Here is a 20,136-nt window from a genome sequence, read left to right as displayed (position 1 = left end):
TGTAATCGATTTCCGCGTTTCACGTAATGAGAACGGCCCCGACCGGAAGTCCGATCGGGGCCGTGCGTTTCTCGTCCGTCTGTCACTCCTCCGCGAGCGACGGCGCCCCGAGGGCGATCGGCTTCGGCTCCGGCTTGCGCTTGACCGCCTCCAGCAGCATCTGCGCGACGTCGACGATCTCGACCTTCTCGCTGGCGCTGCCGTCGGCCTGCCGGGCCGTGAGGCCGTCGTTCAGCATCACCTTGCAGAACGGGCAGCCGGTCGCGATCTTCGACGGCGCGGTGCCGAGCGCCTCGTCGACGCGCTCGACGTTGATCCGCTTGCCGATCTTCTCTTCCATCCACATCCGCGCGCCGCCGGCGCCGCAGCACATCGACTTGTCGCCGTGCCGCGGCATCTCGCGCAGCTGCGCACCGGTCGCGCCGACCAGCTCGCGCGGCGCCTCGTACACCTTGTTGTGGCGGCCGAGGTAGCACGGGTCGTGGTAGGTGACGTCCTCGGCGACCGGCGCCACCGGCACCAGCTGCTTCTCCCGCACCAGGCGGTTCAGCAGCTGCGTGTGGTGCACGACGTCGAACTGGCCGCCCAGCTCCGGGTACTCGTTGGCGAGGGTGTTGAAGCAGTGCGCGCAGGTCACGACGACCTTGCGGGCCTTGCGCTCGCGGCCCTCGAACACCGAGTTCAGGACCTCGACGTTCTGCTGCGCCAGCATCTGGAACAGGAACTCGTTGCCGGCGCGGCGGGCCGGGTCGCCGGTGCAGGACTCCTCCGAGCCCAGCACGGTGTACTTGACGCCCGCCATGTGCAGCAGCTCCGCGACCGCGCGCGTCGTCTTCTTCGCGCGGTCCTCGAACGCGCCCGCGCAGCCGACCCAGAACAGGTACTCGGTGTCGCCGAGGTCGCCGTCGAACACCGGGACCTCGAAGTCCAGGTCCTCGGTCCAGGCCAGCCGGTCCTTGGCGTTCTGGCCCCACGGGTTGCCCTTGTTCTCCAGGTTCTTGAACATGCCGTTCAGCTCGCTGGGGAACGACGACTCGATCATCACCTGGTAGCGGCGCATGTCCACGATGTGGTCGACGTGCTCGATGTCGACCGGGCACTGCTCGACGCAGGCGCCGCAGCTGGTGCAGGACCACAGGACGTCGGGGTCGATGACGCCCCCGTCGTCGCCGACCAGTGCCTTCTGCGACTCGGCGATCGCGAGGACGTCGATGCCCGCGTACATGTTGTCGCCGGACAGGCCGATCTCGTCCCCGGCCATGTCGCGCTTGCCGCCCGCCATCAGGTACGGCGCCTTCGCGTAGGCGTGGTCACGCAGCTGCGTGATGACCAGCTTCGGCGACAGCGGCTTGCCGGTGTTCCACGCGGGGCACTGCTCCTGGCAGCGGCCGCACTCGGTGCACGTCGAGAAGTCCAGCCAGCCCTTCCAGCTGAAGTCCTCGATCTTGCCGACGCCGAAGGTGTCCTCGTCGGGGTCGGCTTCCTCGAGGTCGAGGACCTTGCCACCGCTCATCATCGGCTTGAGCGCGCCGAGGGCGACGCCGCCGTCGGCCTCGCGCTTGAAGTAGATGTTGAAGAAGGCGCTGAAGCGGTGCCACGCGATGCCCATGGTCATGGTGCGCGCGACGACGATCAGCCAGACCGTGGCGCTCATCAGCTTGACGAACGCGAAGACCGTGACCAGGTTCGGGCTGGCCGGCAGCAGCTGGCCGATCGGGTTGGAGACGAAGGACGCCCACAGCGGTCCCTCGTGCGTGTTCAGCGCGGACTTCGCGGCCCGGACGCCGATGATGCCGATGCCCTCGATCAGGACGACGGCCTCGATGAAGTACGCCCACTTGAAGTTGGAGCCGGCGAAGCGCGACTGGCGGTCGGCGCGACGCGGGTGGTTGCGCTGGCGGATCGCCATCAGCACCAGGATGCCGACGATCGTGCCGAGCCCGAGCAGCTCCATGAGCAGCTGGAACGGCGGGAAGTCGTCGAGGATCGGCCAGCCCCACGTCGGGACGAAGACCTCACCGTACGCCTCGAACAGGGCGAGCGAGCCGAGCAGGAAGCCCCACATGACGAGCCAGTGGGCCGGGCCGACGCTGCGCTTGCGGTTCATCCGCGTGTGCGCGGCGAACTCCTTGATCAGCGTCTTCATGCGCGGCATGAACGGCCCGTTGCGTGTCGAGTCGGGCTGCCCGAGGCGGATCACCCGCACGAAACGGGCGATCGTCGCGGCGAACATGCCCCACGCGACGAGGCCGAGCACGACGGAGATCCCGCCGAGCGTCAGTTGCAGAGCGCCCATCGTTCGGGTGCCTTTCGTCCGGGAAAAACTGTGGTGGTGCCGGGAGACTAACCGTCCTTACTGATGAGTAACCCGTTGAGTGGCCCTAAGTCCCACCGATGTGGTGTACGTCGCTCTTTGTTTTGGGACGATCGTTCAGGTAATTTTCACCCTATGGGTGCGTACCTTCTCCTCGCGCTGGCGATCGCCGCGGAGGTCTCCGCGACGGTCTCGCTGAAGCTCTCCGAGGGGTTCTCCAAGCTCGGGCCGTCGATCGTCGTGGTGGCCGGGTACGCGGTCGCGTTCGTCGCGTTGTCCTACGTGCTGAAGATGGGGTTGCCGATCGGCGTCGCGTACGCGATCTGGGCCGCGGCCGGCGTCGCCTTGGTGGCGATCGTCGGGGTGGTGTTCCTGAAGGAGCCGGTCAACGCGGCGATGATCGCCGGGCTGGCGCTGGTCATCGGCGGTGTCGTGCTGATCGAGATCGGGAGTGCATCGACGTGAAACTGCAGGTCGACGGCCGCAAGGCCCGCGGCGACAAGCGGCGCGCGGAGATCATCGAGGCGACGCTGCGCGTGATCGAGCGCGACGGCGTCGCGGGCGTGACGCACCGGACGGTCGCCGCCGAGGCCGGCGTGCCGACGACGTCCACGACGTACCACTTCTCGTCGCTGGACGACCTGCTCGTGGCGACGCTCATCTCGTGCGCCCGCGACATGGCGACCGAGGTCTACTGGATGATCGACCGGGCCCGGTCACGCGGTTCGCGTGGCGCCGAGGAGGTCGCGGGCCTGCTGGCGGAGGCCCTGGGGCCGCGGCGCGGGCGGACGATGGCCGAGTACGAGCTGTACCTCCTGGCCGCGCGGAAGCCGGAGTTGCGGCCGGCCGCGCGCCGTTGGCTGGACGTCCTGACGTCGATGGTCCGTCACGACGACGAAGTGGCGTTCCGCGTCTTCCTCGCGGGCATCGACGGGCTGCTCATCCAGGGCCTGATCGACGACGAGCCGCCGTCCGCGGAGGAGCTGCGTCCCGTGGTGGATTACCTGCTGAAACCGCGTTGACGGGGTCGTTAGCTTCGGATCATGCGGACCTTCGGTGAGTACGAGCTGGACGACGACCGGGCACGGCTGGACCTCGACGTGGTGTGGAAGTTCCTCTCCACCGAGGCCTACTGGGGTCGCTGGCGGACGCGCGCGCAGGTCGAGGCCGCGATCGACGGATCGTGGCGGGTCATCGGCGCCTACCGCGCCGGCGAGCAGGTCGGCTTCGCCCGTGCCTTCTCCGACGGGGTGTCTTCGGCGTACCTGGCCGACGTCTTCGTCGTCGACTCCGCGCGGGGAACCGGACTCGGCAAGGAGATCGTGCGGGAGATGATCGACAACGGGCCCGGTGCGGGGTTTCGGTGGATGCTGCACACGGCCGACGCGCACGGGCTGTACCGGCAGTTCGGCTTCGGTGAACACACCAAGGGCCGCTACTTGGAGCGCGAAGGCGTCAACGCGGAGTCCCTGCGCTGAGCTTCAGGAAGGCGTCCCACGATCGGGTGGAGATTTCGAGCGTTCCGCCCGGGCGGTCCTTGGTGTCACGGATCCGCACCACCTGAGCGAGCGCGACCTCCACGCATTCGGCTTCCGGCCCGCTGTAGCTCGACTTCCGCCAGGTCACGTCAGGCCTCCAGTTCGGCGATCACCCCCTCGATGAACGCACGCGATTCGGGCGCGCTCAAGGCGAGGGATGCCATGGTCTTCGCGGCGGACTTGTAGTCCGCCACCTGATCGTCATCGTAGAGGTACGCGCTGCCGCGGTACTGGTCCAGAAAGACGATCGCGGGCAGGTCGTAGTACTCGAAAACGCTGAAGGAACCGTTGAGCCCGGGGTGGTAGTCGCCGCCGGAGGGAACCACGCGCACCTCGATCCGGCGCGGGAGATCGAGCAGGTGGCGAAGCTGTTCGAGCAGGGTCTCCTTGCCGCCGACCTGCTGGCGGAGTGCGATTTCCCCCAGCACGACGGAACATTGCGGCGCGCGGTGCTCGCGCAACGCGGCCTGGCGGATCATCCGCACTCGCAGGCGCTGTTCGATCAGCTGCGCCGGAGTGCCGCCGCGAGCCAGGATCGCCCGCGCGTAGTCGGGCGTCTGCAGCAAGCCGTGCACGACCATCGGCTGCCAGCTGAAGATCGAAACCGCGGTGCGCTCGTACTCGGCCAGCGTCGTGAGGATCGCCGGTGCGTCCGGCATCTCCTTCTCCAGCCAGTTCGGCTCGCGGGCGTGCTCGGCCAGTTCGAACAGCCGCTCCCGCTCCTCGACCGAAACCCTCAGCTGCCCGAGCAGGAGCGCGACCTCCTCGACCTTGGGCACCCGCAGCCCCAGCTCCCAGTTGGACAGTTCCGCCGGGTGCACGCCGGTGGCCCGGGCCAGCTGGCGCAGCCCGAACCCGCGCTCCTGGCGCGTCTTCCGCAACCCGAACCCCAGCGCCCGGGACCGGGGTGTCGCTATCGGTGGTGGCATGACCGCAGTGTGTCATCGGCCACCGACAAAAACGGGCCCGGCACCGTTGCCGATCCGCAACAGCGCCGGGCCCGGGAAACCTCAGCCCTTGTTCTCGTACACCGGCGTGATCACCGCGCGGGCGAGCGTGTGCCCGAACATGTTGAAGCCGAGGAACGCCGGGGTCGCGTCCTCCGGGACGTCCAGCTTGTCGACGTCCAGCGCGTGCACCGCGAAGTAGTAGCGGTGCGGGCCGTGGCCGGGCGGGGGCGCCGCGCCCAGGAACCGCTTGACGCCGCCGTCGCCCTTCAACGTCACCGCGCCTTCCGGCAGGCCCGAGCCGTCGCCCGCGCCGGAGGCCAGCTCCGTCACCGAGGCGGGGATGTTGAACACGGCCCAGTGCCAGAAACCGCTGCCGGTCGGGGCGTCCGGGTCGTAGCACGTCACCGCGAAGCTCTTCGTCTCCGCCGGGAAGCCTTCCCAGGCCAGCTGCGGCGACCGGTCCTCGCCGCCGGCGCCGAAGATGCCGGAGAGGTGGGGGGTGGCGAGGGTTTCGCCGTCGGCGACGTCGTTGCTGCGGAGGGTGAAGGACGGCACGTCGGGCAGGGATTCGTACGGGCCGGGTGCTTGCGGCATGGATCCTCCTGATCACGGAACTGAGCCTGGCGCCAGGTTAGGCCCCTCGACCCGCCTCCGCGTGTCAGGGACGGATCTCAGGGTTCTTTCGGGGGGTTACCCCCATGTGCGCGCCCCGCACCCGGCCATAACGTTTCTCACGCAGAGGAAACAACTGAGGGGAACGACCATGGCGCGCCCGCTTCTGGCTCTGGGTGGCATCGTCCTGATCGGCGTCGGCCTGGCGACCGCGTTCGGCTGGGGCTGGGGATCGGACTTCGAGAACAGCAAGACGCTCTCGGAGACCATCCGCAGCGTGAAGCTGGAAGGCGATTCCGGGTCAGTCAAGATCCGCACCGGCACGGGACCGTCGACGGTGCACGAAAAAGTCAACTACCACTGGCGCAGCAAGCCCGGCGACACCTTCTACCGCGTCGACGGCGACCAGCTCGTGCTCACCGACTGCGGGAACAACTGCTCGGTCGACTTCGAGATCGTCGTCCCGGCGGGCGTGCCGGTCAGCGGCCGCCTCGACTCCGGTGCGCTCGACGTCGCCGGGGTGGCGAGCGTGGACGTCCAGTCCGACTCGGGCCGCGCCAAGGTCGAGGACGTCTCCGGGGCCGTGAACCTGAGGCTCAGCAGCGGTTCCGTCGACCTGCGGGACGTCGGCCAGGTGACCGTGCACAGCGATTCCGGCAGTGTCACCGGGCGCGGTGTGCGCGGCCCGGTGGACGTCACCGCCGAGAGCGGACGCGTCGAATTCGCGCTGACCCAGGCGAACGACGTCAAGGTGAAGGCCGACAGCGGCAGCATCGAGGTCGAGGTGCCCGGCGGTCCGTACCGCGTCGAGGGCAACAGCGACAGCGGCCACCGAGACATCGGCGTCCAGACCGACGGCTTGGCCCAGCACGTGCTCGACCTCACCACCGACAGCGGCAGCGTCAAGGTTCGCGCGGCCTGACTTTCCTTACTACGGGGGAACTTTCACCATGGGCAAGATCGAACGGCGCGTGCTGGCGGCCGCGCTGCTGGGGGCCGTCGCGATGTTCGGCGTCGTGGGGTTCACGCGGGGGGACGAGCCCGCGGCGCCGGCGCAGGGGGTGCCGGTCGCCGCGGATTCCCACTATCGAGTGACTTCCTGGGTCGGCACTCCGGCGGAAGTCGTTGTGCGGCAAGGAAACCCCGATTTCTTCCTGTCTTCCTGGACCGGCCGCCGCTCCTGAACTGTCGGGGGTCGCTGTTAGGAATGGGTTGCGCCGAAGGACGGCGTGCAGGGGGAGGAAACGGGATCATGGACGTGCGCCGGGTCGTCGCGGTCATCGCGGCGGTCGTGGTCATGGGGGTCGTGCCGGCGGTCGCTTCGGCGTCTCCTTCGCCGGTGTGGCACGCGTGTGCGACGCAGCAGGAGCCGACGGCCGAGTGCGCGACGGTCGACGTGCCGATCGACCGCACGCGACCGGAGCTCGGGTCGGCGCGGCTCGCGCTCGCGCGGCTGCCGGCGGCCGATCCGGCCCGCCGGCTCGGTTCACTGCTGGTGAACCCGGGCGGGCCGGGCGGCTCCGGCGTCGGTTTCGTGCAGTTCGGCGGGCTGGCGTCACCGGACCTCGCGCGGCTGCGGCAGCGGTTCGACGTCGTGGGCTTCGACCCGCGCGGCGACTGGTTCAGCTCCCCGCGCATCACGTGCGACCCCGGGACGCTGTTCGATCCGGCGCTGGACCGGTTCCCGGCTTCCCGGGCTGGCTTCGACGCGCTGGTCGCGCACAACCGCGCGGCGGGCGAGGACTGCCTGGCCCGGACCGGGCCGCTGCTGGCGAACGCGGACACCCAGAGCGCGGCCGAGGACATCGAGACGATCCGCGTGGCGCTCGGCGAGGCCAAGATCTCGTGGCTGGGCCTGTCGTACGGCACGGAACTGGGCGCGGTCTACGCGTCGAAGCACCCGGACCGGGTGCGCGCGATGGTGCTGGACGGCGCCGTCGACCACGCCCGCCCGCTGCGCCAGGCGATCCTCGAGGAGGCCGCGGCGACCGAAGACGCGCTGGTCCGGTTCGCGGACTGGTGCCGCGGCTCGGCCGACTGCGCGCTGCGCGGCCAGGACGTCCTCGGCTTCTACGACGACGTCGTGGCCAGGGCGGCGCACGGCGCGGTGTGGGCGAGCGACCTGGGCCGCCCGGCGACGGCCGACGAGATCTCGGCGGGCGTCTACAACCACCTCTACATCCGCGGGGAGTGGCCGGCGCTGGGCAAGGCGCTGGCCGCGGCGGGCGGCGAGTTCCCGGACGCTCGCGGGCTGACCGAGCGGAACCAGTTCCTGTCCCCGATCTACGGGGCGTACCGGGCGATCGGCTGCCACGACTTCCCGTCGCCGTTCACCGGGCCGGCGGACCTGGGGCTCATGGCCGGGCTGCTGCGCGCGGTGGCGCCGCACAGCTGGCGGTACTCGGAGTTCTGGGACTTCACCAGCGGCTGCACCGGCTGGCCGGTCCCGGCGAAGAACCCACCCCAGCCCCACCCGGTCCACGGGGCCCCGCCGATCTTGGTGGTCGGCGGCGCTCACGACCCGGCGACACCGCTGGCCTGGGCCCGCGGCCTGGCGGCGAGCATCGACGGCGCGGCCCTGCTCACCCGGACGGACGACGGTCACACGGGGCTGTTCAACTCGGCCTGCGCCCGGGAGGCCGAGGTGAACTACCTGGTGAGCGGGCTCACACCCGGTCATCGCCAACTCTGCCGGTGAACCCGGGAACAACGGCGGGCAGTGCCTCGTTGGACCGGGTACGAAGCTTGAGTGCAGTCGACTCAAGTCCGACTTGACGACCGGCACGACAGCCCCAGTAAACTTGCCAAGGCCCCGCTCAAGGCGGCGGCGAACGTGCAGGTCACGAACATAGCAGGCTTACACAGGAGGAAAGCACCATGGCGCGAGCGGTCGGCATCGACCTCGGCACGACCAACTCGGTCGTCGCCGTCCTTGAGGGCGGCGAGCCGACGGTCATCGCCAACTCGGAAGGCTCCCGGACCACCCCCTCGATCGTCGCCTTCGCCAAGAACGGCGAAGTGCTGACCGGTCAGCCGGCGAAGAACCAGGCCGTGACGAACGTCGACCGGACGATCCGGTCCGTGAAGCGGCACATCGGCACCGACTGGAAGACCGAGATCGACGGCAAGAACTACACGTCGCAGGAGATCAGCGCCCGGGTGCTGATGAAGCTCAAGCGCGACGCCGAGGCGTACCTGGGCGAAACCATCACCGACGCGGTGATCACCGTCCCGGCGTACTTCGAGGACGCGCAGCGGCAGGCCACCAAGGAGGCCGGGCAGATCGCCGGCCTGAACGTGCTCCGCATCGTCAACGAGCCGACCGCCGCCGCGCTGGCGTACGGCCTGGACAAGGGCGAGAAGGAGCAGACCATCCTGGTCTTCGACCTCGGTGGTGGCACCTTCGACGTCTCGCTGCTGGAGATCGGCGAGGGCGTCGTCGAGGTCCGCGCGACCTCCGGTGACAACCACCTCGGTGGTGACGACTGGGACGAGCGCATCGTCAAGTGGCTGGTCGACAAGTTCAAGGCCACGAACGGCATCGACCTGACCAAGGACAAGATGGCGCTGCAGCGCATCCGCGAGGCGGCGGAGAAGGCGAAGATCGAGCTGTCCAGCTCGAACTCGGCCAGCATCAACCTGCCGTACATCACCGTGGACGCGGACAAGAACCCGCTGTTCCTCGACGAGACGCTCTCGCGCGCCGAGTTCCAGAAGATCACCTCGGACCTGCTCGACCGCACCAAGGCGCCGTTCAACAACGTCATCCGGGACGCGGGCATCTCCGTCGGCGACATCGACCACGTCGTGCTCGTCGGTGGTTCCACCCGCATGCCGGCCGTCGCCGAGCTGGTCAAGGAGCTGACCGGCGGCCGCGAGCCGAACAAGGGCGTGAACCCGGACGAGGTCGTCGCGGTCGGCGCGGCGCTGCAGGCCGGTGTCCTGAAGGGCGAGGTCAAGGACGTCCTGCTGCTGGACGTGACCCCGCTGTCGCTGGGCATCGAGACCAAGGGTGGCGTGTTCACCAAGCTCATCGAGCGCAACACCACGATCCCGACCAAGCGCTCGGAGATCTTCTCCACCGCGGACGACAACCAGCCGTCGGTGCAGATCCAGGTGTTCCAGGGTGAGCGCGAGATCGCCGCGCACAACAAGAAGCTCGGCATGTTCGAGCTGACCGGTCTCCCGCCGGCCCCGCGTGGTGTGCCGCAGATCGAGGTCACCTTCGACATCGACGCCAACGGCATCGTGCACGTGACCGCGAAGGACCTGGGCACGAACAAGGAGCAGTCGATGACGATCACCGGTGGCTCCGCGCTGCCGAAGGACGACATCGAGCGCATGGTCAAGGACGCCGAGGCGCACGCCGAGGAGGACAAGAAGCGCCGCGAGGAGGCGGAGACCCGCAACCAGGCGGAGACGCTGGTCTACCAGACCGAGAAGTTCGTCAAGGACAACGACGACAAGCTGCCCGAGGACCTCAAGGGCAAGGTCAAGACCGCGATCGACGAGGCCAACGAGGCGCTGAAGGGCACGGACTCGACCAAGATCCGCGAGTCGATCGAGAAGCTGAACGCCGCTTCGCAGGAGCTGGGCACCGCCCTGTACGCCAACGCGAACGCCGGTGCGGCGGGCGCCGAGGGCGCCGCGGGCGCGGGTGCGGCCGGTGACGCCGGTGCGGCCGGCGGCCAGGCCAAGGCCGATGACGTGGTGGACGCCGAGATCGTCGAAGAGGACGAGAAGAAGTGACCCACAGCTACGACGAATCCGAGAACCAGGGCCGCGGCCCCGAGGAGCCGGTGGTCGTGCGGGATCGACGGCGGGTGGACCCCCAGACCGGGCAGGTCCGCCCGCCCGGTCCGGCCCACGCCGCTCCGGAGCCGGAGGACGCGCCCGTGGAGCACGCGGGCCCGTCGCTCGGTGAGTCCATTGTGGACGAGTCGGTGACGGTCGTATCCGACGTCGAGAAGGAGCTGGCGGAGCGCACCGCCGACCTCCAGCGCCTGCAGGCGGAGTACGCCAACTACCGCAAGCGGGTCGAGCGCGACCGCGAGGCGGTGGTCCTCGGCGCGAAGGCGACCGTGGTGAACGACCTGCTGCCGCTGCTCGACGACCTCGAGCGGGCCGAGCAGCACGGTGACCTCACCGGCGCGTTCAAGGCCGTCGGCGACAAGCTGATCAGCGGCCTGCAGCGCGCGGGTCTCGAGTCGTTCGGCGCCGAGGGCGAGCCCTTCGACCCGAGCGTGCACGAGGCCGTACAGCACAACACCTCGCCGGACGTGGCGGGCCCGACGGTCACCGTGGTCATGCGCCGCGGCTACCGCTTCGGGGACCGCGTACTGCGGGCGGCGCTGGTCGGCGTGACCGACCACGAGCCCGGTGCGGCCCCGGTGGACCCGTCCGTCGGTGGCGAGCTGCCACTCGACGGCGGAGTCGATGACCAGCAGCAGTAAGAGAAACCAAGTGGGAGGAGGAGACGCCCGATGAGCGCACGGGAATGGATCGGTAAGGACTTCTACCGTGAGCTGGGCGTCTCCTCCGACGCCACGGCGGACGAGATCAAGAAGGCCTACCGCAAGCTGGCCAAGGAGAACCACCCGGACGCGAACGCCGGCAACGCGCAGGCCGAGCAGAAGTTCAAGGCGGTCTCCGAGGCCTACGGCGTGCTCTCCGACGCGAGCAAGCGCAAGGAGTACGACGAGGCGCGGCGGCTGTTCGGCGGCGGGGGCGGGTTCAACTTCCCCGGTGGCGGCGGTACCGGCGGCTTCGACATGGGCGACATCTTCGGCCAGGCCGGGGCCGGCCAGCAGGGCGGCTTCGGCGGGCTCGGCGACATCCTGGGCGGGCTGTTCGGCCGCGGCCGGACGACGGCGGGTGCGACGGCCAACCGGCCGCAGCGCGGCGCCGACGTCGAGACGGACGTGCGGATCGACTTCGTCGAGGCGGTCAAGGGCGCGACCCTGCCGCTGCGGCTGTCGAGCCCGGCGACCTGTTCGACGTGCGGCGGCAACGGCGCGAAGCCGGGCACGTCGCCGCGGACCTGCCCGACCTGTTCCGGGTCGGGGCTGGTCAGCCGCAGCCAGGGCGCGTTCGCCTTCTCCGAGCCGTGCCGCGACTGCCGCGGCCGCGGGACGATCATCGACGACCCGTGCCCGGAGTGCGGCGGCGAAGGCGTCAGCACGCGGACCCGCACGCTGACCGTCCGGATCCCGCCGGGCGTCGACGACGACCAGCGGATCCGGCTGGCGGGCCAGGGCGAGCCGGGCCGGGGTGGCGCGCAGGCGGGCGACCTGTACGTCCGGGTGCACGTGGCTCCGCACGCGTTGTTCGGCCGCAAGCCGAAGTCGCTCGACCTGACGCTCACCGTGCCGGTGGACTTCACCGAGCTGGCGCTCGGCACCACGATCACGGTGCCGACCCTGGACGGCAAGGTCTCGCTCAAGGTGCCGCCGGGCACCGCGAGCGGACGGGTGCTGCGCGTGCGCGGCAAGGGCATCGCCAAGCGCGACGGTTCGCAGGGTGACCTGCTCGTCACCCTCCAGGCGGCGATTCCCGCCAAACTGGACGACAAGGCGCGCGAGGCACTGCAGGCGTACGCCGAGGCGATGGCCGGGCACGACCCCCGGCCCGAGATCACTGAGCTGCTCGAAGGCAGGTGAGTGCGGTGTTCGGCGGGATTCCGCAGGAGGGCGACGAAGAGACGCCGGTGTTCGTCATCTCGGTGGCGGCCCAGCTGGCCGGGATGCACGCGCAGACGTTGCGCACCTATGACCGGCAAGGCCTGGTGTCGCCGGGCCGCACGGCCGGTGGCGGACGGCGTTACTCGATGCGGGACATCGCGTTGCTGCGCGAAGTGCAACGTCTGTCGCAAGAGGACGGTGTGAACCTGGCCGGCATCAAGCGCATCATCGAGCTGGAGAACCAGGTCGACGCGCTGCGCGCCCGGCTCACGGAGCTCACCGAGGAACTGGCGGCGGCGTACGCGGCGGCGGAACAGGCCGCGGCGGCGGCGCACGCGTCTTACCGGCGGGACCTGGTCCCGCTCAACCAGCAGACCGCGATGGTGGTCTGGCGGCCCAAGCGCCGCTGACCGCTGGAGCGAAGAAGGCCTCCCCGGGCGACCGGGGAGGCCTTCTCGCGTCACAGCTCCAATCGGGGCCAGGCGGCCAGATCCGCGAGCATGCGACGGTCGTGCGTCGCCACGACCACCGCGGCCGGGGTCGTCAGCAACGCCTCCGTCAGCTCGTCGACGAGCGTCGCCGACAGGTGGTTGGTCGGCTCGTCGAACACCAGCAGATCCGGGCGTCCCGCCAGACGCAACGCCAGGTCGAGCCGTCGCTGCTGGCCTTGGGACATCCGGCCCACCGGTGTCCGCAGCGCCTCCGCGTCGAGCAGGCCCATGGCCGAGAACGGAACGCCCTCACGCTCGAACAGCCGGCGAGCCGTCAGCTCCTCCGGCCACGCCGGGACTTCCTGCCCCACCAACGCGATGCGCGCGTCGGACGCCCGGCGGACCGTGCCGCTCGTCGGGGCCAGCTCGCCGCTCAACGCCGACAAGAGCGTCGACTTGCCGGTGCCGTTCCCGCCCGTCACGAGGAGGCGGTCGCCGCGGGCGATCGTCAGCGTGACCGGCTTCCGGAGGCGGCCGGCCACGGCGATCTCGTGCACGTCGACCAGTGATCGGCGGGATCCGGTGCCGAAATCGGGCCAGCGCAACGACAACGGCGGCTCCGGCACCGTCACGCGGTGCGCCTCCAGCGCGGCCCGCTCGCGGTTCAGCGCCTGGACGACGCCGGGTGCGCGCGACTGGCGCTGGTGGCGTCCGGTGCCCTTGTCCGGCCGCCAGCCCGTGCTGAGCCGGTCGCGGGCCTGCGTCACCGCGAGCGTCAGCTGCCGGTGCGTGTCCTGCTGCTCCTCGAACTCCTGCACCCAGCGCTCGCGGTCGCGGCGGCGACCGTCCTGCCAGGCCTGGTACCCGCCCGCGTACAAGCGTGGGCGGCCGTCCTGGCTGGGATCGAGGTCGAGGTACTCCGCGGCGACGTCGGCGAGCAGCGCGCGGTCGTGGCTGACCAGTGCGACGCCGCCGTCGTGCCCCCGCAGGCGGGCGGTGAGGAACGCGAGGCCGTCGGCGTCGAGGTGGTTGCCGGGCTCGTCGAGCAGCAGGAAGTCGTGCCGCGCGCCCAGCAGGCAGGCCAGGCGCACGCGGTAGCGCTGCCCGACCGACAGCGTGCTCAGCTCGCGGGTCCGGTCGGTGCAGGCGGCAAGGGCTTCGAGCGCGACGTCGACGCGGCGCTCGGCGTCCCACGCGTCGAGGCGCGTGGCCGCTTCGAGCGCGGCGGCGTAACGGTCTTCGTCGAAGTCGAGGGCCGCCGCGTCGAGCGCTCGCAACGCGTCGTGGGATTCGCGAAGTGCCTCGGTGGTCAGCGTGCCGACGGTTTCGCCGGACCGGAACGGCAGCGCCTGCCGGGCGACGCCGACCGTGCCCGTCCGGTGGACGGTGCCGTGGTCGGGTGTCCGCAGCCCGGCGAGGACGTGCAGCAGGGTGGTCTTGCCACGCCCGTTCTCGCCGACGATCGCCAGCCGGGACCGGGCCGAGACGGTGACGCTCACGTCGTGCAGGACACGTCGGGAGCCGAGCGTGACGCTGACGTTTTCCGCGCGCAGGTGGGCGTGTTCGGTCGCAAGGGGGTTCAAGGGATGCTCCGCAGCTCGGGAAGGAGCCGGGCAGCACGAGAGAGGCCGCCCGGCGATGACCGGAGCGGCGGGCAGGGGAAAGTGCGCCGCCGCTAGCGGCGGCTGCGCAACCTCGCGAAGACGGCGAAGGAGAACATCATGATCGCGAGGCTAACGCGGCGCGGGAGTGCGGCCAAGCGAATTTCGCGCAGGCCAGGGCGGTGCGAGGCGGCCACGGCGGGGCGAAGTGGGCGGCGCGGTCGGGCACGGTCCCGTCTCCCGAGCAGCCAGGCGATGCGGGCGACCCGGCGGGGCGGGCGCGCTCGGGCGAGCCGACGCGAGCGAGGCCGGCCGCGGGCAGCCGGGCAGGGGCTGCTCGCGGCCGGCTTCGCGGGACCGCGGGAACGTCACACCTTGAAGTTCAACAGCTGCTTCACCTCGGCCGTCCGGGACTCGATCACCCGGCGGGCCAGATCCCGCGCCGGGGCGTTGATGCCGCCGTTCGGGGAGTTCTCCGTCTGGGCCAGCTCGACCGCGCCCTGCTGCTGGCCGGTCAGCACGTCGAGGAACCTGCGGGGGAACTCGCCGGCCGGGGCCGTGTGGAGTGCTCCCACCACGTCCGGTGCCGTCATCTTCATGCCGCCGTGGCCCGCGTGCACCTGGGGGTTCGTGTCCATCGACTCCGGCTGGCCCCATGCGCGAAGCCAGTTGCGCATGTCGGTGATCTCGGTCTGCTGGGTCGACTCGATCGCCGCCGCCAGCTCCTTCAGTGCCGGGGGCAACGGCCGATCCGCCGCCAGCCGGACGATGTCGATGCCCTGCTGGTTCTGCGGGATCAGCATCTGGAGGAACATCACGTCGGCCGCGTTGTACGCGGGTGGAGCCGCCGTCGCGCTGCAGCTCGTCAGGAGCAGCGCGACAGCGGCGAGCCATACCCTCACTGGCGCTGCCAGAGCGCCGGGGTGTTCGGCGGCTCCCAGCCCGCGATCGCCGTGTGCGGCTGGATGCAGCGGTAGCTCACCCCGTCGTAGGTGACCACGTCACCGACCTGGTACGCCGTTCCGGCCGCCCACGTGCCGCTCGACGGGGGCGTCGTCGGGGTGGTGGTCGGCGGGCGGGTCGTCGTCGGCGGCGGGGTCGTGGTGGTCGGCGGCGGCGTGCCACCGCCGCCGATCTGGAGGTCGACGCAGCTGTAGAACGCGTTGGCCGTGTCGGAGATGTTCCAGATCGCCAGCACCTTCACCCGGCCCGAATAACCGGCCAGGTTCACCGTGTGCGAAACAGTCGCCGGGGGCTGCTGGTTGTTGCCGGGGATGTTCGCGACGCGCGTGCCGCCGATGTAGTACTCGTAGTTCGCGGTCGCGTGCCGGGCGGTGAACACCCAGTTGAACGTCACCGTCGTGCCGACCGACTTGGCCGGCCACGGCTTCGACTCGTCGGACAGCTGCGAGAAGCGGGAGTTGCCGCCGTCGCAGCTGCGCAGGCCCTTGGGCCCTTCGACGCTCTGGGGCTCGTAGACGATGCTGCCGCAGTCCGGCACCTTCCCGGCCGCGCAGTTGGCCTGCCGGCTGGGCGGGTCGGAGATGTAGCCGTGGGCGCTCGCGGTGGTGGCGGGGAGGACGACGACCAGCACCGGGGCGAGCAGGACACCGGCGGCGGCCGCGAAGAGCTTTCTGTTCCAGGTCATTTCGGCTCCTCGAAGGGGAACAGCGTTGTTCCAGGGGGAGGACGAACGAGCACATCCGGGGAAGATGTGGTCTAGACCATAAGTCGATTCGGGCACAACGGTCAACGAACTACAGCCGTTCGGAAACTTCGCTAGCCCGCTCGGCTCAGTGCGAAGGTCGGGTCGGTTGCTGCAGGTGTTCGCCGAAGAACGCCGTCACCCGGCGCCACGCGTCCTCGGACGCCTCGTGGTGGTAGGTGAACCCGACCACCTTGAGCAGCAGGTTCAGCGGTGCCGCGACGTCGATCTTGTTGGCGAACCCGTGGCTCGCGCCGTCGTACTCCTTGACGTCGTGCGGGATTTCACGCTCGGTGAGCGCCGTCTCGAGCTTCGCCGCCGCGCCGCGCAGCGAGAAGTCCTTCTTGCCGAAGCTCGCGACGATCGGGCAGGCGTCGTCGAGCACCGAGAGGTTCTTCGGCAGCTGCCCGTAGTAGGGCGCCGACGCCTCGAAGCCGCGTGACGCCGCGACGAGCGCGAAGCCGCCGCCCATGCAGAACCCGGCGATGCCGATCCGGCCCGACGAGTCCGGACGCGCGGCCAGGAGCGCGCGCGACGCCTCGATGTCGTCGAACGTCCGGCCCTGGTTCGCGAACATGTCCGAGAACACGCGGCGCACGCACCGGCGCATCCCGCCGCGCGAGTACAGGTCCGGGCTGAGCGCGAGGTAGCCCTCGGCGGCGAAGCGGTCGGTGATGTTCTTCGTGTCCTGGCTCAGCCCGAACGCGTCGTGGATGAGCACCACGCCCGGGTGTGGCCCCTCGCCCCGCGGCTCCGCCAGGTAGCCGCCGATCGTGCCGTCCGAAACCGGAATAGTCATCTCCATATCGGCGAAGATAGCGAGAATCGACGCTGCCCGCCGAGACGGCTGAGAACCGGCTCAGTCCATGGTGAACGGGTCGAACCGGATGCGCTCGAGCTCGACGCCGGCGCTCAGCAGCTTCGCGATCGTCGCCCGGATCATCTCGGGCGAACCGGAAACGAGGACGTCGTGGTCCTTCCACTCGCCGCGCTGGGTCACCGCGTGGGCGAGCGTGCCGCGGTCGCCACCGGGCACCGCGCCCTCCTCGGTGACCGGGGTGACCGTCAGCCACTTCGACACCGCGGTCAGCCGCCGGAGGTCGTCCAGCGCGTACAGGTCTTCCGGTCTTCGGCCACCGAAGAACAGGTGCACCGGCGGGTTGCGCTTCCAGTGCGCGAGGTCGTCGAGGATCGAGACGAACGGCGTGACCCCGGTCCCGCCCGCGATCATCAGCAGCGGTCTCCGCGTCGCGGTCGGGCGCACGCTGAGCGCGCCCATCGCCGGGCCGAGCCGCCAGACGTCCCCCGGCCTGGTGTGGTTGACGATGGTGCCGCTGACCCAGCCGCCGGGCACCACGCGCACGTGGAACGTGATCTGGCCGTCGCCGCGCGGCGCGCTCGCCGGGGAGAGGTACCGCCACATCCGCGGCCGTTGCGGCACCTCCACGCTCACGTAGCTGCCGGCGCGGTAGGGCAGCAGCCCTTCGGTCTGCACCCGCACCATCGCGACGTCCCGGGACAGCCGGCGGTGGTCGAGCACCCGCGCCGCCCACGACGCCGGCCCGGTCTCGGCCTGCGCGGCCTCGCGCATGGTCTTGGCGATGAGCCCGTACGCCGTCGTCCACGCGCATTCGACCTCGGGCGTCCACTTCTGCTTGAGGAACCGTTTCAACGCGGCCAGCAGCGCGACCCCGACGGCGTCGTAGTGCCGGGAGACGACGGCGAACTTGCGGTGGTCGCGGCCCAGCTGCCCGAGGAACGTGACCAGGTCGTCGGGCCGGTCGACCATCTGCACGACGTACACCAGCGCGCGCAGCAATCGGCTCCGCTGGTTCGCCATGGTGACCGGGAACAGGTCGCGGCAATCGGGTGCGATGACGAACAACGCACCGTAGAAGTACTGCGCGAGTTCGTCGGCTTTCGGTTCGATCTCCGCAAAACTTTCACGAATAAGCCGGGCGAGCTCGCGGCCTTCCACGGCCGAAACGGGAACGGTCGGGGGCACCGGGGATACCCGCAGTGATTCAGCGTTCATCGGGAACGGTTTTCTCCAGTCGTGCAAAGGCTTTCGTGCCGTGTGTGCGGCGTCGCCGTGCGGTGCCGCCCCCGAGGGTTCCCGACTGTAGGCGAATTCCCGTGCAGATGCGCGTGATTCCGCGCGGTCCCGCTCGAACGGAGCAATTTCGCCACACGCGGTCAACCTCGTCTGGCACAGCGTAAAAACGATCACCCGGACGGTTTACACGAGTCGCGTAACAATTCCCGTTGTTCGTTCGATTTGTGCCCCGGACCGGTGTGCCCGGAAATCGGGGCTGCTAGTCGATCGTGAACGGGTCGTACTGGATCTGGTCCAGCGCGCTGCCCGCGACCAGCATGCGCGACACCGTCGCGCGGATCATCGCCGGCGAGCCGGACACGAGGATGTCGTGGTCCGGCCAGGAGCCGTACCGCGTGACCGCCTCGGCCAGCGTGCCCTGCTCGAACCCGGGGACGTCGCCGCCGCGCTCCACCACCGGCGTCACGGTCAGCCAGGGGTTGACCGACGCGAGCGCGCGCAGCTCCTCGAGGTCGTAGAGGTCCTCGCGGGCCGGCCCGCCGTAGAAGAGGTGCGTCTTCGGGTTCTCGCCCCAGAGCGCGAGGTGGTCGAGGATCGAGCGCAGGGGCGCGACGCCCGTCCCGCCCGCGACCATCAGCACGCCTCGTGACGCTTCGCGGTCGACCGTCATCCGGCCGAGTGGCGGGCCGAGCCGCCAGACGTCGCCGGGCTGGGTGTGGCTGACGATGGCGCGGGAGACCCAGCCGCCGTCGATCGCGCGGACGTGGAACTCGATGCCGCCGTCCTCACGCGGCGCGTTCGCCGGCGAGAGGTAGCGCCAGAGCCGCGGCCGCTGCGGGACTTCGACACTCACGTACTGGCCCGGGTGATACGGCACGGGCTGGTCGGGCACCAGCCGGACCAGGGCGAGGTCCCAGGTCAGTCGCCGGTGCTCGACGACGGTGGCCGACCACGACGGCGGGTTCGTGTCCGCCGCGGCGGCGTCCTGCATGGCCCGCGCGGCGATGGTGAACGCCTCGGCCCACGCGCGCTCGACCTCGGGCGTCCACTCCCGGCCCAGGTGGTTCTTCAGGGACGCGAGCAGGGCCGTGCCGACGGCTTCGTAGTGCCGCGGGACCACGCCGAACTTGCGGTGGTCGCGGCCCAGCTGCCGCAGGAACGGCGCGAGGTCGTCGGGCCGGTCGACCATCTGCACGATGTGCACCAGCGCGCGCACCAGCCTGCCGCGCTGGATCTCCATGTTGATCGGGAAGAAGTCGCGCGTGGTCGGCGCGAGGGTGAACAGCATCCCGTAGAAGAACTGGGAGATTTCGGCGATGTACGGCTCCGACTTGGCCCAGCTGTCCCGGATGAGCCGGACCATCGCCGCGACCGCCGCGGGGGCCTCACGCGGGGCCGAAGACCTGGGGAGCGGGCTGACCGAGTCGGCGGTCATGGGTGGGGGCCGCCTCCTGGATCCATCGCCACTGCTTGCACCTCTGTCACTCGGCCGCGCCGCGCGCGCGGTCCGTCCGCAGGGTAGCCGCCGGGCGCCCTTTTGCCCGCATTGTTGCTCCGACCGGGTGTATCGCGGGTGGTGACGGCGTGGGCGACCTCACCGGACCGATCCTTGCTCGCGCAAGCGACCGGTCATAAACTTGTATTGCACAAGTATATGGCAGGAGGCGCCAGATGAGCTTCGACGACACCGACGACGACGTCCGGGTCGAGCTCATGCGTGAGCTGAAGACCGCGTCGCAGCTCCAGCACGCCTGGATCATGCAGGCCTGGCAGGACGAGCCCGGGTTGCACCCGGCGGCCGCGATGCTGCTGTCGGACCTCGCGAAGAACGGCGAAGCCAGGCCGTCCGAGCTGGCCAAGCGCCGGTTCGTCGACCTGTCGGTGGTCAGCAGGCAGATCACGCAGCTGTCCGCCGCCGGGCTGGTCGACCGCCGCCCCGCGCCCGAGGACGGCCGCGCGTCCCTGGTCAGCGTGTCCGAGAAGGGCCGGGCCGAGCTCGCCCGGTGGCGGGCCAACTACCTCGAGTTCATGGAGCGGGCGCTCGGCGGCTGGGACGACGAGCGCGTCACCGACCTCACCGGACGGCTCGCCGAGATGAACGCCGACCTCCGGCGGGCCCTCGGCAGCGCCGCCTGCCTGGCCGACACGAACAAGTGACGCCAGTGCCCGCGCAGGCGCACCGGCAGTTGCATTTCGCAAGACGGAAAGTCTCCGTTCGGTCCTGACCCGGCGGCGGGCCACGGAGTTAA

General features: G+C 70.2%; 21 protein-coding genes. 11 read left to right on the top strand and 10 right to left on the bottom strand.

All coding sequences use genetic code 11. From position 1 onward, the window contains the following. Positions 1–82: 82 nt before the first annotated feature. A complete protein-coding gene (locus tag AB0J40_RS05765; RefSeq protein WP_364448120.1) occupies positions 83–2,296 on the bottom strand; it encodes a (Fe-S)-binding protein in 2,214 nt (737 codons plus the stop codon). A 153-nt stretch (positions 2,297–2,449) separates the two neighbouring features. Between AB0J40_RS05765 and AB0J40_RS05760 the strand changes: the two genes are divergently transcribed. The 3 genes from AB0J40_RS05760 to AB0J40_RS05750 are packed head-to-tail and all read left to right on the top strand — an operon-like array spanning position 2,450 to position 3,792. Further along, positions 2,450–2,779, top strand: coding sequence for a multidrug efflux SMR transporter (locus AB0J40_RS05760; protein ID WP_086671101.1), 330 nt, complete (start codon positions 2,450–2,452; stop codon positions 2,777–2,779). Further along, positions 2,776–3,336, top strand: a complete 561-nt coding sequence (locus AB0J40_RS05755) for a TetR family transcriptional regulator (RefSeq protein WP_364448116.1) — start codon at positions 2,776–2,778, stop codon at positions 3,334–3,336. The genes AB0J40_RS05760 and AB0J40_RS05755 overlap by 4 nt, the downstream gene beginning before the upstream one ends. Before the next feature lie 21 nt (positions 3,337–3,357). Then, positions 3,358–3,792, top strand: coding sequence for a GNAT family N-acetyltransferase (locus AB0J40_RS05750; RefSeq protein ID WP_364448113.1), 435 nt, complete (start codon positions 3,358–3,360; stop codon positions 3,790–3,792). Here the strand turns inward: AB0J40_RS05750 and AB0J40_RS05745 are convergent. From AB0J40_RS05745 to AB0J40_RS05735, 3 genes are all read right to left on the bottom strand, one after another. After that, positions 3,770–3,940 (bottom strand): DUF397 domain-containing protein, encoded by a 171-nt coding sequence (locus tag AB0J40_RS05745; protein ID WP_364448111.1) that lies wholly within the window; start codon positions 3,938–3,940, stop codon positions 3,770–3,772. The two genes, AB0J40_RS05750 and AB0J40_RS05745, sit on opposite strands and share 23 nt — an antisense overlap. A 1-nt stretch (position 3,941) precedes the next feature. Next, a complete protein-coding gene (locus AB0J40_RS05740) occupies positions 3,942–4,781 on the bottom strand; it encodes a helix-turn-helix transcriptional regulator (protein ID WP_364448108.1) in 840 nt (279 codons plus the stop codon). An 81-nt stretch (positions 4,782–4,862) separates the two neighbouring features. Then, positions 4,863–5,396, bottom strand: coding sequence for a YbhB/YbcL family Raf kinase inhibitor-like protein (locus AB0J40_RS05735; RefSeq protein ID WP_364448105.1), 534 nt, complete (start codon positions 5,394–5,396; stop codon positions 4,863–4,865). 169 nt (positions 5,397–5,565) lie between these two features. Between AB0J40_RS05735 and AB0J40_RS05730 the strand changes: the two genes are divergently transcribed. The 7 genes from AB0J40_RS05730 (at position 5,566) to AB0J40_RS05700 (ending at position 12,504) form a co-directional block, all read left to right on the top strand. Beyond that, positions 5,566–6,336, top strand: a complete 771-nt coding sequence (locus AB0J40_RS05730; protein WP_364448102.1) for a DUF4097 family beta strand repeat-containing protein — start codon at positions 5,566–5,568, stop codon at positions 6,334–6,336. A 28-nt stretch (positions 6,337–6,364) separates the two neighbouring features. Continuing rightward, positions 6,365–6,598, top strand: coding sequence for a hypothetical protein (locus AB0J40_RS05725; RefSeq protein WP_364448099.1), 234 nt, complete (start codon positions 6,365–6,367; stop codon positions 6,596–6,598). A gap of 68 nt (positions 6,599–6,666) precedes the next feature. Then, positions 6,667–8,112 carry an alpha/beta hydrolase gene (locus tag AB0J40_RS05720; protein WP_364448096.1) on the top strand — a complete coding sequence of 482 codons (1,446 nt, stop codon included), beginning with the start codon at positions 6,667–6,669 and terminating at the stop codon, positions 8,110–8,112. 179 nt (positions 8,113–8,291) lie between these two features. Beyond that, the gene (dnaK, locus tag AB0J40_RS05715; RefSeq protein ID WP_364448093.1) at positions 8,292–10,163 is read left to right on the top strand and encodes a molecular chaperone DnaK; all 1,872 of its coding nucleotides are present in this window, start codon (positions 8,292–8,294) and stop codon (positions 10,161–10,163) included. Then, positions 10,160–10,867, top strand: a complete 708-nt coding sequence (gene grpE / locus AB0J40_RS05710; RefSeq protein WP_364448090.1) for a nucleotide exchange factor GrpE — start codon at positions 10,160–10,162, stop codon at positions 10,865–10,867. The genes dnaK and grpE overlap by 4 nt, the downstream gene beginning before the upstream one ends. Positions 10,868–10,897: 30 nt before the next feature. Continuing rightward, the gene (dnaJ, locus tag AB0J40_RS05705) at positions 10,898–12,073 is read left to right on the top strand and encodes a molecular chaperone DnaJ (protein ID WP_364448088.1); all 1,176 of its coding nucleotides are present in this window, start codon (positions 10,898–10,900) and stop codon (positions 12,071–12,073) included. Positions 12,074–12,078: 5 nt separating this feature from the next. Beyond that, positions 12,079–12,504 (top strand): helix-turn-helix transcriptional regulator, encoded by a 426-nt coding sequence (locus AB0J40_RS05700; protein WP_364448705.1) that lies wholly within the window; start codon positions 12,079–12,081, stop codon positions 12,502–12,504. 50 nt (positions 12,505–12,554) lie between these two features. Here the strand turns inward: AB0J40_RS05700 and AB0J40_RS05695 are convergent, their stop codons facing one another. From AB0J40_RS05695 to AB0J40_RS05670, 6 genes are all read right to left on the bottom strand, one after another. Beyond that, positions 12,555–14,108: an ATP-binding cassette domain-containing protein gene (locus AB0J40_RS05695; RefSeq protein ID WP_364448085.1), complete on the bottom strand. Its 1,554-nt coding sequence runs from the start codon at positions 14,106–14,108 to the stop codon at positions 12,555–12,557. 386 nt (positions 14,109–14,494) lie between these two features. Further along, positions 14,495–15,028, bottom strand: a complete 534-nt coding sequence (locus tag AB0J40_RS05690) for a DUF305 domain-containing protein (protein ID WP_364448082.1) — start codon at positions 15,026–15,028, stop codon at positions 14,495–14,497. Beyond that, on the bottom strand, positions 15,025–15,774 hold the full coding sequence (locus AB0J40_RS05685) for a lytic polysaccharide monooxygenase (protein WP_364448080.1): 750 nt from the start codon (positions 15,772–15,774) through the stop codon (positions 15,025–15,027). The genes AB0J40_RS05690 and AB0J40_RS05685 overlap by 4 nt, the downstream gene beginning before the upstream one ends. 145 nt (positions 15,775–15,919) lie before the next feature. Further along, positions 15,920–16,636, bottom strand: coding sequence for a dienelactone hydrolase family protein (locus AB0J40_RS05680; RefSeq protein WP_364448077.1), 717 nt, complete (start codon positions 16,634–16,636; stop codon positions 15,920–15,922). 54 nt (positions 16,637–16,690) lie between these two features. Further along, the gene (locus AB0J40_RS05675; protein WP_364448075.1) at positions 16,691–17,866 is read right to left on the bottom strand and encodes a globin domain-containing protein; all 1,176 of its coding nucleotides are present in this window, start codon (positions 17,864–17,866) and stop codon (positions 16,691–16,693) included. A 280-nt stretch (positions 17,867–18,146) separates the two neighbouring features. Then, positions 18,147–19,322: a globin domain-containing protein gene (locus AB0J40_RS05670; RefSeq protein ID WP_364448072.1), complete on the bottom strand. Its 1,176-nt coding sequence runs from the start codon at positions 19,320–19,322 to the stop codon at positions 18,147–18,149. Positions 19,323–19,558: 236 nt separating this feature from the next. Between AB0J40_RS05670 and AB0J40_RS05665 the strand changes: the two genes are divergently transcribed. Beyond that, positions 19,559–20,044, top strand: a complete 486-nt coding sequence (locus AB0J40_RS05665; RefSeq protein WP_364448070.1) for a MarR family winged helix-turn-helix transcriptional regulator — start codon at positions 19,559–19,561, stop codon at positions 20,042–20,044. Positions 20,045–20,136 lie beyond the last annotated feature (92 nt).

Origin of the sequence: Amycolatopsis sp. NPDC049691 (assembly GCF_040675005.1) — a bacterium.
Lineage (GTDB): Bacteria > Actinomycetota > Actinomycetes > Mycobacteriales > Pseudonocardiaceae > Amycolatopsis.
The sequence above is the reverse complement of the archived record's forward strand: the minus strand, read 5'-3'. Positions and strand labels throughout refer to the sequence as shown.